This is a genomic window from Nitrosomonas marina, assembly GCF_900110145.1.
Classification (GTDB): Bacteria; Pseudomonadota; Gammaproteobacteria; order Burkholderiales; family Nitrosomonadaceae; genus Nitrosomonas; species Nitrosomonas marina.
Window position 1 is genome coordinate 1 of record NZ_FOCP01000002.1, and the last position, 13,494, is coordinate 13,494.

Here is a 13,494-nt window from a genome sequence, read left to right on the forward strand (position 1 = left end):
CGCGTCGGCACTGTCGATCTTGGCAGCGGCATTAACCCCAACAGCCTGGTCGTATGCGTCCTGGGCGCCGGCGGCAGCTGTAACAATCTCGCCGGCACCGCTGAAAAACACGGTGTTACCGTCGTCAATCTCGGTGCTGCGCTGAGCGATCCGGATACGGAAATCTACGCACGGGTTCAGGACATGGCCGGTAATACCACTGAAGTCTACCGCACGGTTGACTGGTTTTTAAACAATACCTCCGGCAGCCCAGGTACCGGAGACAGTAAAGCACCCAGCATTACGATTACCAGCCCGGGCAGTGACAGCGTCGTATCCGGCGTTATTCCTGTCGAAGTCAGCTATTCTGACAATGTGGGTGTCGTATCCGTCGATCTGTATGTAAACGGGCAACACTACGGTCAAAGTACTCAGGAACCTTTTACCTTTTCACTGGATACAACCGCCATGGATGACGGTCATAACACGCTCAATGCGGTAGCACTGGATGCAGCAGGCAATCAGGGATCGTCAGGTATCACGGTATCTGTTGATAACGGTACGGCCACAGACAAACCAGCTGTTGACACACCAATAATCAGTATATCCTCACCTGTTGGTGGAAAAGTATCCGGAACTATACCGATTGAATTCAATTACTCGAATGAAGCTGGAATTGTCTCGGTTGATTTATATATCAACGACCAGCTGTTTGGTAAAAACACCCAGGCTCCGTTTAACTTTACAATCGATACAACAACCGTCGCCGACGGCAGTTATACCCTGACCGCGCACGCATTTGATGAAGCCGGCAACAAGGGCGTATCCGCGAATGTTTCCGTAACCGTGCAGAATGCTGCTAACAATTCAACTGACAAGGAGGCTCCAATCGTTACGGTTGCGTCGCCGTCTCCGGGTGCAGAAGTGTCGGGCACTACCCGTGTTGATTTCGAAACGTTCGATCATGTCGGTATCGTCCGCGTCGATCTGTACGCCAATGATGTTCACGTCGGCTCCAGCACAAATGCGCCTTTCAGCATAGACTGGGATACCACGCAATCAGTGAACGGATATGGTTACCTGCAGGCAAAGGCATTTGATGCCGCCGGTAATAAAGGTGTTTCTTTCTACAGAAATGTTACAGTCAATAATTCTGAGACTGCAACACCGGCTGATACGCAAGCGCCGACTATCAATATCGCTTCACCAGCCAGTGGCACGGTATCGGGAACCATACCTGTCAATTTCAACTTCACTGACAATGTAAGTGTCGTATCGGTAGATTTATATGTCAACGGCCAGCTGTTGGGTAAAAGCACCCAGGCTCCGTTTAACTTTACAATCGATACAACAACCGTCGCCGACGGCAGTTATACCCTGACCGCGCACGCATTCGATGAAGCCGGTAACAAGGGCGTATCCGCGAATGTTTCCGTAACTGTGCAGAATGCTGTTGCAGAATCAACTGACAAGGAGGCTCCGATCGTTACGGTTGCGTCGCCGTCTCCGGGTGCTGAAGTGTCGGGCACTACCCGTGTTGATTTCGAAACGTTCGACCATGTCGGTATCGTCCGTGTCGATCTGTACGCCAATGATGTTCACGTCGGTTCCAGCACAAATGCTCCATTCAGCATAGACTGGGATACCACGCAATCAGTGAACGGATATGGTTACCTGCAGGCAAAGGCATTTGATGCCGCCGGTAATAAAGGTGTTTCTTTCTACAGAAATGTTACAGTCAATAATTCTGAGACTGCAACACCGGCTGATACGCAAGCGCCGACTATCAATATCGCTTCACCAGCCAGTGGCACGGTATCGGGAACCATACCTGTCAATTTCAACTTCACTGACAATGTAGGTGTCGTATCGGTAGATTTATATGTCAACGGCCAGCTGTTGGGTAAAAGCACCCAGGCTCCGTTTAACTTTACAATCGATACAACAACCGTCGCCGACGGCAGTTATACCCTGACCGCGCACGCATTCGATGAAGCCGATAACAAGGGCGTATCCGCAAATGTTTCCGTAACTGTGCAGAATGCTGTTGCAGAATCAACTGACAAGGAGGCTCCGATCGTTACGGTGGCATCGCCATCATCGGGGGCAAAAGTGTCGGGCACTACCCGCGTGGAATTCGAAACATTCGACCATGTCGGTATCGTCCGTGTCGATCTGTACGCCAATGATGTTCACGTCGGTTCCAGCACAAATGCTCCATTCAGCATAGACTGGGATACCACGCAATCAGTGAACGGATATGGCTATCTGCAGGCTTACGCGTATGACGCTGCAGGCAACAAGGGTATCTCTTTCTACAGAAACATTACAGTTAACAATGTTTCTGCATCTGATACTACTGCACCGGTCATCAGCAGTTTTAACCTCAACGATGGTGTGACACTTAAATCTAATACGGTGGTCAATATATCAGCGAATGATGATCAGGGTGTTTCTCAAATCGCTTTATCCATTGATGGAAATACGGTTATGTTAAGCGATAATGAGTCACTGAATTATCTGCTCAATGTATCCACTGCAAGAAAAAAGAAAACTCAATTGCATACGATTGCTGTCGCTGCCAGTGATCGCGCAGGCAACACCACAACAAAGTCAGTGAAAGTCTATTATAAATAACTGACTCGTTTACATCGAAAAACCAAACTCGACAGCCCCTCGGTATTTCCGAAGGGCTGTTTATTTAACTGTTGTTTTGATAATACAGAATATAAGCATTGGCAAAATAAAGCGCCAACAGGCTCAAGCTGACCCAGCCGATATTCATAAATAACTGCGATCTGGGTCGATAAACCAGTCCAATAATGACCAAACCCGTCATTGCAGCAGCAGTAAAAGCTGATACCGCATGGTAGGGAGAAATATCGGCAAACAAAGAACCTCGTAAATAAATCAGGTCATTAAATGCCAGGATTGCAATATTAAACAGATTACTACCCAGAACATTTGCAAGCGCCATGTCCAGCGCATTTATGCGCAGGGCTGCAATTGTAACAGCCAGTTCTGGTAGTGATGTGGTAACAGCAACAAACAATGTACCGACAAACGTTTGACTCCACCCCATATCATCGGCAAGTTCAGTACTCACAAATGGCAGGTAAAAACCAACGACAACTACAACCAACGCACTCAACAGATAGCCTATTGTTGCTCTAACAATGGTGATATGTGGATAACGGCTGGCAACCTGCTTGACAGCTTGTTCGAACTGGGAATGCTCGTGAATAAATATCCCACGCATTGCAACCAGATATAATACGACAATAACTGGGGTATACACGCTCATAAACGAGAAACTTATGAATGATGAAATATTAAAACTGGAAACTAAAATCCCCAGCCCGGCAATGGCGATCAGTACGATACCGAATGCGGCAGACAGGGTGTGATTGATGCTGGCACGGTGATAAATTGACTGTCCCCGCATCAGATAATCCAGTATCACCAAAATGACCAGGTTAAACACACAACTGCCCATGATTCCTCCCACAGCAATATCGGGAACTACGGCCAAAGTTAATGCGCTGATACTGGTCATAAGTTCAGGCAGGGACGTTACTGTGGATAAAAAGATAAGCCCAATCCAGTTACCTGACAATCCAGTCTTGTCGGAAATAACGTCCGCATACCGCGTCAGTTTTGTGCCAGCTATTCCAATTAGAACTGCACACAAAAGAAACTTAAACCAAATAAACAAATGTGCTGTTAACATGAAGCGAGGTCAGTTGCTCTTGGAAGTGAAACCCGATAATCCGTTACCGCCTGCACAAAACGCGTTCAATTCAGCAACGTAATGGGTCAAGTGATGCGCTGATTCTGGATTTAACGCCGCCCATCATACCAGACCGGCAGTTTCTTTTTGTTTTGCAGAGATTTGCGTGGATGAAAAAGTACCTGGAGAAATTGATTGACCATTTCGCGGGCAGTATACAATTTTAACTTGCGGGCTGAAGTGATTAAAGGAGAGCGTTTCAGTATAGTGAACTTCAATCCGTGCTTGCGCCCCCATTTTTTTAACAAACGACTCAGATCTATTTCATCTGCCGCATACAAATCCAGATTAAATCCACCGACATCCCGAAACGCATCCGCACGGCAAACAATCAATGCACCCGACGCCCAGGCAAAAGTAACCGAGATTACAGTCCAGATTTTTAATATTAATGTACCCAGCCATGGAGAGCCGGGCATATGCATAACGCTGCCGCAGCCAACAAATTTTCCAGAATCCATCAATTTCAGAATATCTGCAATCATGTCCGGGTTCAATAAACTGTCTGCGTCGACAAATAAAAACCAGTCACCCTTTGCAACGGCAGCACCGGCGTTACGCGCTCGTCCGATTTGATTGATCGGTTCAAAAACGACTCTGGCACCAGCCTTCCCGGCAAGTTCAGCAGTATTGTCGGTCGAGTTGTTATCCACTACGATCACTTCAAATCCAAACCCGGCTCTCTGATTGGCAGTCAATGATTTTGAAACCGAGTCAAGGCAGTGGAGAATCAAACGTGATTCATTAAATGCTGGAATAATAATTGAAAGACGCATAAATATACGAGTGAAGCCACCTGCTGTAATACCAGATACTGACGGTATCGTTTGGTCAAGATTCAGTCTTCAGAATCAAAATATATATACGATACATAGAAGAATTCAACCTTAACCGGCCGATAACTGGAATGGGAATATTTTAGCTTAAATCAATTGAAGATTTTGTTTTTTTTATACGCTTTATTGCTTACAGAAAAACTATCTTTATATAATAGCGGATGGATGTGTGGTCAAGCTCGCGATACAACACCTCAGATAATCTCCATTCACGCAGCTGCTATCCTGTCCACTTTTGTTCATTACTCAGTAAAACCAATATCTTCACAGCATGCAAATCGGCGTTTATAAACTCAAAAACAATCTTGTTGTTGCACCCATGGCCGGCGTCACGGACCGTCCTTTCCGTCAATTATGCAAAAAAATGGGGGCCGGGATGGCTGTTTCTGAAATGGTAACGAGTAATTCGTTATTATGGGGATCCGAAAAAACAAAACGCCGTGCAAATCACGATGGCGAAGTTTCACCAATTTCGGTACAGATCGCCGGAGCGGACCCAGAAATGCTGGCTGCCGCAGCACAATATAACGCTGATCAAGGAGCACAGATTATTGACATTAATATGGGGTGTCCAGCAAAAAAAATCTGTAATGTCATGGCCGGATCGGCGCTGATGAAAAACGAGAAACTCGTCGATAGAATTCTGCATTCGGTTGTAGATGCTGTAAATATTCCAGTCACCCTTAAAATCAGGACAGGCTGGGATCTACAAAATAAAAATGCACTGACCGTTGCCAGAATAGCGGAAAATAACGGTATTCAGGCGCTGGCCATTCATGGGCGTACACGTGCCTGCGCGTATCGGGGGAACGCGGAATACGATACTATTGCAGCCGTAAAATCCCTTGTAAAGATTCCGGTCATAGCTAATGGAGATATTTCTACGCCCGAGAAAGCACGCCATGTGCTTGAATACACCAAGGCAGATGCGATAATGATTGGCCGTGCTGCACAAGGCAGACCCTGGATATTTAGGGAGATAGATTATTATTTGAATAACGGTGAATATCTGCCGCCGCCCAAAGTAAGTGAAATTCATGCTGTACTTATGCAGCATTTAAATGATTTATATCAGTTTTATGGTGAATATGCGGGTGTGCGCATCGCTCGCAAGCACATCGCATGGTATACAAAGGGTTTGGCAGGCTCAGCGGGATTTCGACAAAAGATGAATCAATTGAAAACTTGCGAGGAACAGCTATCTGAGACAAACAGCTTCTTTACACAGTTATCTGATCACAATCAATATTTGCAATATATAAAAGAAGAAGGGGCGGTCGCTGTATGAATACCATTAATGAAAATGAAATTTCTTGCTGTATACGTAAATCAATTGGAAAATATCTCAGCGATCTGGATGGCGAAAAACCCTGCCCTATCCATAATATGGTCATCTTAAGCGTGGAAAAACCACTCATTGAAGTCATTCTGCAATACACTCACGGAAATCAAACACAGGCCGCAGAGCTTCTTGGAATCAACAGGAATACATTGCGTCAGAAAATTAAGCGGTATCAAATCAAACAAGGTATATAATGTCTATCAAACAGGCACTGATCAGTGTTTCAGATAAAACAGGGGTAACCGAACTCGCTCGCACACTCCATCAATCAGGAATCACCATAATTTCAACAGGCGGCACTGCCACGCTATTGCAGGAAAACGGCATTCCGGTCACCGAGGTCAGTGAATACACCGAATTTCCCGAAATGCTCGACGGACGCGTCAAAACCCTGCACCCAAAAATTCATGCCGGCATACTGTCACGAAAAGATTCACCTGACCATGCATCTTCCATGGAACAAACCGGCTTTGCAGATATCGAGCTGGTTATCGTCAATCTCTACCCGTTTACACAGACAATAGCCAAGCCAGACTGTACGCTGGACCATGCGATCGAAAACATCGATATAGGCGGACCTGCCATGGTTCGAGCGGCCGCAAAAAACTATAAGAAGGTTACTGTCATAACGGATCCAGAAGATTATCCGGCACTGCTCAATGAATTAGCGGCAAATAATGGCACCACAAGTGCTATCAGCCGGTTCAAATTCGCCCAAAAAGCGTTCTCTCACACTGCTGCCTATGACAGCGCTATCAGCAATTATTTGACAGCAATTGATGAAGATGGGCACCACAACGATTTTCCTGGCGCATTGAACCTGAACTTCAACATGGTGGAATTCATGCGCTATGGCGAAAATCCACACCAGAAAGCGGCTTTCTATCGCGATTTACACCCCGTACCTGGCGGTCTGGCCAGCTATCATCAAATACAGGGTAAAGCGTTATCCTACAATAATATAGCTGATACTGACGCAGCATGGGAATGCGTTAAATCTTTCGAAGACCCCGCCTGCGTCATCATCAAACATGCCAACCCCTGCGGGGTCGCAGTTGCAAACGATATACTGACAGCCTATCAACGCGCTTTTTCGACTGACCCAACTTCTGCATTTGGCGGTATTATTGCCTTTAACCGGCCACTAGACCCCGAAACTACCGCCTCAATACTCAAGCAATTTGTCGAAGTAATCATAGCACCTGATGTGACCAGTGATGCGCGTACATTATTAGCGCAAAAGAGTAATATCCGTGTCCTAACACTTCCTCTGGACCACGCAAGCCATCAGTATGATCTGAAACGTATCGGCGGAGGTTTGCTGGTGCAATCACCGGATAACTATCAATTACCACGGGAAGCACTCAAAGTCGTAACCCGTAAAATGCCAACCGAGCAACAAATGAACGATTTACTGTTTGCCTGGCGGGTTGCCAAATACGTCAAATCCAACGCCATTGTCTACTGTTCGAATAATCAGACGCTCGGTATTGGCGCTGGTCAAATGAGTCGCATCGACAGCGCAAAAATTGCATCCATAAAAGCCCGCCAAGCGGGACTGGATTTATCCGGTTCAGTGGCTGCTTCAGATGCATTTTTCCCCTTCCGGGACGGTCTTGATATTGTTGTGGAAGCAGGAGCGCACGCTGTCATCCAGCCTGGAGGAAGCATACGCGATGAAGAGGTCATTGCTGCAGCAAATGAGCAAAATATCGCAATGGTCTTCACGAGTGTTCGGCATTTCAGACATTAAACAGCCTAACTGATAGATATGAAATTACTGGTAATCGGCAGCGGTGGCAGAGAACATGCACTAGCCTGGAAACTTGTTCAGTCACCACGCGTCGAGAAGGTATTCGTTGCCCCCGGAAACGCCGGAACTGCAAACGAACACGGACTCGAAAATATTTCAATCTCTGGAATTCCAGCGTTGATCGACTTTGCCCAAAGTCAGAAAATAGCTTTTACCGTTGTAGGTCCTGAATTACCACTGGCAGAGGGCCTAGTCGACGCATTTCTTGATGCAGGATTGAAAATCTTTGGTCCGACCCGTAAAGCGGCGCAACTGGAAATTTCTAAAAGTTTTGCCAAAGACTTTATGTATCGTCATAACATCCCTACTGCTGCCTATGCAACGTTTACCGACGCACAAGCTGCACATCAATATATTGAGCAACAAGGCGCACCGATTGTTATAAAAGCCGCCGGCCTGGCCGCAGGTAAAGGTGTTATCGTGGCACTAACATTGGAGAAAGCACATGATGCAATTGATCAGATTCTTATATCAAAACATTTTGGTGAGGCGGGTGTAGAAATCATTATCGAGGAATTTCTCCAGGGCACTGAAGTCAGTTTCATCGTCATGTGTGATGGACAGCATGTTTTGCCTTTAGCCACCAGTCAGGATCACAAACGTCTACATGACGGAGACACAGGTCCCAATACCGGAGGCATGGGAGCTTATTCACCGACTCCGTTCATTTCACCCGGTTTACATTCACAAATTCTGCGTGAAGTCATATATCCTGCAGTTCATGGTATGGCAGAAGAAGGCACTCCATACACCGGATTCCTATACGCCGGCTTGATGATTACTGAAGACAACCACGTAAGCGTTCTGGAATTCAATTGTCGTATGGGCGATCCGGAAACACAACCAATACTGATGCGTCTTAAAAGTGATCTGTCCACGTTAATCGAACAAGCACTCGATTGTACGCTAGATAAAGCTGAGACAGACTGGGACAGACGCATCGCTTTGGGGATCGTTATGGCTGCCGGGGGCTATCCTGAAAATCCTCGGAAAGGCGACGTCATAAACGGACTATCTGACCTGATGACCAGGCAGCATACCGTGGACGACTTCCATATCTTTCATTCCGGTACGGCGTTGATAAAGAATAATAGTCAGCAGGAGTTTGTAACCGCTGGTGGCCGTGTTTTGTGTGTAACAGCCCTTGGTGACAATCTGAAGCTTGCCCAGCAGCACGCTTATGATATTGCCAAACATATCCGCTTTGATAATTCTTGCATGCGCCACGATATTGGTTATCATGGCATAGACTTCATCTACAAATCGTAGTGGGTCAATCAGGCGCCGGAAACTAAACGAATCAATACTGAAACTTATTTTGTGCAATTCTAATTGCGCAATCAGCACTATCCATTGTGGTTTTACTTGAAGCTTGATCTGCTTCCGATTAATTTGTGTCTAAATCACCTCCATGAGATAGTGATGTTCTCCACAATTGATTTGCTGAAACCCCATCTTTAGATACAAACGAAAGGCACCCTGATTGGCATGCAATACCCGTAGCCTCAGCGGCAGGCCCAGTTTACGCGCCCGAAAAATCAATCGCAAAATGATCTCGCTACCTATGCCTTGATTCTGATACTGAGGATCGATTTGAACTTCATCCAGCCACAGATAGTCTCCCTGCTGTTCAACTATAAACATACCCACAGGTTTCTCCAGCTTCAGGATAATCTCGATTTTTTTTGTCTCCCAGGATTTTAAAAACAATCCGAATTCTTCATCATCATCCCAGTATCCAAACTCCTCAATGATCAGTTCCCGGTAAACGGTATGGTGCAAATCCAGCAACCAATCATAATCTATTTTTTCAGCGGGTCTAATCCGGATTGTCATCAATAAAATGGTTATATTTGCTAACTTCAATTGTAAATTTTCATTCAATCGAACAAACAACTTACACCTTTTTTTTGAAAATTGTTAAATTTTTCTGGTGGTAAAAGTTGTGCTGACTGTTTCCGATACTCTCAGTCATACGTTTTTTTTAAAACACACTTATTTTAAACGCATTTAGCTTATACGATAAGCTCCGGTTTAGAACGCATCTACCAGCCTGTAACCGGGGAAGAAGCCTTGCTGGCACTGGATCAATTTGCCGGTCGCTGGGATGAATAATACCCGCAGATCAGCCGGTCATGGCGTACATACTGGGAGATATCTATGTGAACCCGGCTGTCACAAATGGCTATATACAAATTGATGATCCGAACGAAGACATATTCCCGGATGATGAATGAGCAGTGTTTAATCAGTCAGCCATACATATTTTATAAAAATGACATTGCTGACCTAAGATTTTTTGAGACTGATAACAGTTGTTACTTCCTCTGGATCTAAATGCAGCAATTGACCAATTTGTTCATAATCCTCGGGCAAGGCAGCGTCATCCCATCCATTGGCAGCATGCCTCGCCAGATTGGCAGCCAGTATTACATTTTTCACACGCCGCTGATCGTGGCAATTATCATCCATCAGGGTTATCAACAATTCAGGTAGTTTCCATCGTGTAATCAACGCATACTGGAGTGCGTACAGCGAGAAACCCAGTAACTTTTCTTGTAACTGCCTGCTGCGAATGGTTTTATTTTTCGTTTGTATGTGCTGAATTTGCAGCATTGCTTTTGGCGCATAACACCACATCAATATTTCCGCAATATCATACGTTAATGCAGCTATTCGTATTTCTTCATAATGCAGATCCTGCAAACGGATGGCCCAATCATACGCATAAGCTGATGCCATTCTGTTACGCTGCGTTACTTTCAGCAAACAAACCAGGGCTTCCCTATGGGTAATTCCCAAAAAATCTTCAACGTATGGTTTAGCAGAAACAATTTTCATAGTATTTTCCAGACCGAGCATCAACAGTATCTGCTCTACCTCCCAAATTTCATGAATTTGCGAGCGACCTCTGTTAAGCTGCAAATATCGCATAAGTTTCACCACCATCAATGGATCGTTTTTAATAATCTGAGCGATATTTCGGGCGCTGAGACGATCAACATTCTCAGTAACAGCAGACAATTTTCGCGCGGTCTGTTTTAGAATGGGTATCTCAGCCTGTGCCAAGAATGTGACACAATGGTCTAGTTTTGAATTGTTTTCTTCTACCATGATCAATGTACAGCACAAATTAACATACTGACTTATATCATGATATATTAAAATTTCTCGTTAAGAATAGCGGGCAAAAAAAGCTTCTTCTTTTAATCAGCTCATCCATAACGCTTCCAGATTATAATATTTACGCGTTTCCGGTTGCATAATATGAACGATAACATCACCCAGATCTACCAACACCCATTCACCGGATTGCTCACCTTCCTGTGACAGTATGCTACCGCCGGCGCTTTTGACTTTCTCCTGAATATTGTCAGCAAGTGCTTTTGTCTGCCGTGAAGAACTTGCACTTGCGATAATAATATAATCAAACATTGACGTTAATTTGGTGACGCTTAATACTTTAATGTCAGATGCCTTAACTTCTTCAAGTGCATCCACCGAAATTTTAACCAGCTTATCTGAATTCATTTTTTCCTGAGTACAGGTTATGTGTTTTAATGTAATCTAAAGTAATATCGGGCAACAGATAACGAATACTTTTACCAGCTTTAACGAGGCTACGAATTTGAGTTGCAGAAATATCCAGTAATGTTGTATTCGCAGTATAAATCATACCATTGAAGTGCCTGACCAGGTCTCGCGAATCGGTTGTCCATCGTGATGCACATTCAGACAATATCTTTTGTGGTAGCTGAGAAGAGTCTGATACACGAATACAACCGGGCCGTTCAACAATAATCAAGTGACATAATTGAAACAGTTTACGCCATTGATGCCAGCAATGAATTTTCACAAAAGCATCTGCACCTATAACAAAACAGAGCACGGCTTTACCGTCATATTCCTGATGATACTCTTGCAGGGTTGACACTGTGGTACTCACGCCTGAACGTTTTGTTTCACGGTCATCCATGGAAAATCGGATATTATTCTGAATGGAAAGCGACACCATTTGGACACGATGATGTTTGGATGCACCCGGTGAATCGCGTAAACGAGGTTCGCCGGCGGGTACAAAAAAAAACTGATCGAAGCAGATGGTATCAATCAGTTCTTCAGCTACGCGAAGATGTCCGTAATGTAAGGGATCAAATGTTCCGCCATAAATACCAATAAGTACTGGTCTTTCTGTTGGTCGTCCGCTGGAACATGATAAATCAGCGTACATACAACAAACAGGTTACAGTAATGCCAAACGCATATCTGTTAATACTTCTACCAGGTGTGAGGTAAACCGTGCAGCAGCGGCACCGTCAATAACGCGATGATCATAAGATAACGAAAGTGGCAAGACTAAACGTGGCACAAACTGACCATCTCTGAAGACCGGTTTGTGGCTGGCTTTGGAGACACCTAGAATGGCAACTTCGGGCGCATTGATGATGGGAGTAAATGCTGTGCCACCTATTCCGCCAAGACTGGAAATAGTAAAGCTGGCACCCTGCATTTGCGTTGGTTTAAGTTTGCCATCTCGTGCCAGAGAAGCCAATTCACCAAGTTCCCGGGCTATAGCCACTACGCCTTTTTGATCGACATCCCGTATTACAGGAACTACGAGACCATTGACCGTATCAACAGCAAAACCGATATGATAATAATGTTTAACAATCAAACTGGTCTCGCCATTGACAGCTTTATCCAGTGATGCGTTAAATTCTGGAAATTTTTTTAATGATGCAATTAATGCTTTCATTAAAAATGATAACAACGTTAATTTGACTGTGTCTTTTTTATTTGTTGCATTAGATTCTTTGCGCAATGCCTCAAGATCAGTAATATCCGCTTCATCAAATTGCGTTACATGCGGAATCATCACCCAGTTCCGGTGCAAGTTGGCACCAGCTATTTGCTTGATGCGTGAAAGTGATCTAACTTCTACAGGGCCATGCCTGGCAAAGTCTACCTGAGGCCAAGGCAATAAATCCAGCGGCGCACCCGTTGTGGCGCTCCTGCTGTCCATTTGTATTTGTGACAGCTTGGCTTTTACATATGCCTGAACGTCTTCTTTTAGAATCCGCTGTTTGCGTCCACTACCTGTAATCATATCCAGATTAACGCCCAATTCACGTGCGAATCGCCGTACAGATGGACCAGCGTGTGCTTTTGAAGGCAAAGTTTCTTCTGTTAAAAGCGGATCTGGTGTCGCAGGTTTTTCCTTAGTCAGTTCTCCTTGCGGTTGTTCCTTCTTCGATCCTTCCTGTGTTTGAGGTTCAGCAGGTTCTGCTTCTGTTGTTTTCTGTTGTTCAGTCTCAGGCCGGGAAGCGGGTTGTTTGTCGGCTGTTTCAACTTTATCGGGTTCGTTATTAACAGAATCCGCCTTTTTCTCTGAAATTTCGGCTGATTCCATCACTTCTATCACAGCAATAGGTGTACCTTCGGAAACCTTGTCACCTGTTTTGACCTTGAGCTCTTTGACAATACCCGAGTAAGGCGACGGGATATCAATCGTTGCCTTGTCCGACTCCAGCGCCAACAAAGAATCTTCAGCATTTACCTCAGCGCCAGCCTGAACAAAAACCTCAATGACAGGAATATCCGAAAAGTCCCCGATATCCGGAATATGCACTGTTTTAAGTTCACTCATATGCTTTCCCTGGATTTTTTCTTAAAAAAGCAAATTGGGGTACTGACAGCCCATAGAAATTATACCTTTCGGATATCATTATTACGC

12 protein-coding genes are annotated in these 13,494 nt (G+C 44.9%); 5 read left to right on the forward strand and 7 right to left on the reverse strand.

Annotation, left to right across the window (positions count from 1 at the left end):
• On the forward strand, positions 1–2,616 hold a 2,616-nt coding region (locus BMX44_RS01390; RefSeq protein WP_090627276.1), incomplete at its 5' end, for an Ig-like domain-containing protein.
• A 64-nt stretch (positions 2,617–2,680) separates the two neighbouring features.
• Here the strand turns inward: BMX44_RS01390 and BMX44_RS01395 are convergent.
• Together BMX44_RS01395 and BMX44_RS01400 are read right to left on the reverse strand one after the other, a co-directional pair.
• Positions 2,681–3,709, reverse strand: coding sequence for a sodium:calcium antiporter (locus BMX44_RS01395; protein WP_090627278.1), 1,029 nt, complete (start codon positions 3,707–3,709; stop codon positions 2,681–2,683).
• 110 nt (positions 3,710–3,819) lie between these two features.
• Positions 3,820–4,545 (reverse strand): glycosyltransferase, encoded by a 726-nt coding sequence (locus BMX44_RS01400; protein WP_090627280.1) that lies wholly within the window; start codon positions 4,543–4,545, stop codon positions 3,820–3,822.
• Positions 4,546–4,876: 331 nt separating this feature from the next.
• Between BMX44_RS01400 and dusB the strand changes: the two genes are divergently transcribed.
• From dusB to purD, 4 genes are read left to right on the forward strand one after another with little or no spacing between them, the layout of a single operon-like run.
• Complete coding sequence (gene dusB, locus BMX44_RS01405) at positions 4,877–5,893, forward strand: tRNA dihydrouridine synthase DusB (protein WP_090627281.1); 1,017 nt, start codon at positions 4,877–4,879, stop codon at positions 5,891–5,893.
• Positions 5,890–6,141 carry a helix-turn-helix domain-containing protein gene (locus tag BMX44_RS01410; RefSeq protein ID WP_090627283.1) on the forward strand — a complete coding sequence of 84 codons (252 nt, stop codon included), beginning with the start codon at positions 5,890–5,892 and terminating at the stop codon, positions 6,139–6,141. Before dusB ends, BMX44_RS01410 begins: the two co-directional genes overlap by 4 nt.
• Positions 6,141–7,700 carry a bifunctional phosphoribosylaminoimidazolecarboxamide formyltransferase/IMP cyclohydrolase gene (gene purH, locus BMX44_RS01415; RefSeq protein ID WP_090627285.1) on the forward strand — a complete coding sequence of 520 codons (1,560 nt, stop codon included), beginning with the start codon at positions 6,141–6,143 and terminating at the stop codon, positions 7,698–7,700. Before BMX44_RS01410 ends, purH begins: the two co-directional genes overlap by 1 nt.
• Positions 7,701–7,718: 18 nt before the next feature.
• Positions 7,719–9,029, forward strand: a complete 1,311-nt coding sequence (gene purD / locus BMX44_RS01420) for a phosphoribosylamine--glycine ligase (protein ID WP_090627286.1) — start codon at positions 7,719–7,721, stop codon at positions 9,027–9,029.
• Positions 9,030–9,158: 129 nt separating this feature from the next.
• Here the strand turns inward: purD and BMX44_RS01425 are convergent, their stop codons facing one another.
• The 5 genes from BMX44_RS01425 to aceF form a co-directional block, all read right to left on the reverse strand.
• Complete coding sequence (locus tag BMX44_RS01425) at positions 9,159–9,626, reverse strand: GNAT family N-acetyltransferase (protein WP_245738785.1); 468 nt, start codon at positions 9,624–9,626, stop codon at positions 9,159–9,161.
• A 423-nt stretch (positions 9,627–10,049) separates the two neighbouring features.
• The gene (locus BMX44_RS01430; protein ID WP_090627288.1) at positions 10,050–10,874 is read right to left on the reverse strand and encodes an HDOD domain-containing protein; all 825 of its coding nucleotides are present in this window, start codon (positions 10,872–10,874) and stop codon (positions 10,050–10,052) included.
• A gap of 96 nt (positions 10,875–10,970) precedes the next feature.
• Positions 10,971–11,291 carry a ribosome silencing factor gene (gene rsfS, locus BMX44_RS01435; protein WP_090627290.1) on the reverse strand — a complete coding sequence of 107 codons (321 nt, stop codon included), beginning with the start codon at positions 11,289–11,291 and terminating at the stop codon, positions 10,971–10,973.
• Positions 11,278–11,991: a nicotinate-nucleotide adenylyltransferase gene (gene nadD / locus BMX44_RS01440; protein WP_090627291.1), complete on the reverse strand. Its 714-nt coding sequence runs from the start codon at positions 11,989–11,991 to the stop codon at positions 11,278–11,280. Before nadD ends, rsfS begins: the two co-directional genes overlap by 14 nt.
• Positions 11,992–12,003: 12 nt before the next feature.
• Positions 12,004–13,407 (reverse strand): dihydrolipoyllysine-residue acetyltransferase, encoded by a 1,404-nt coding sequence (gene aceF, locus BMX44_RS01445; protein WP_090627293.1) that lies wholly within the window; start codon positions 13,405–13,407, stop codon positions 12,004–12,006.
• Positions 13,408–13,494: the final 87 nt, after the last annotated feature.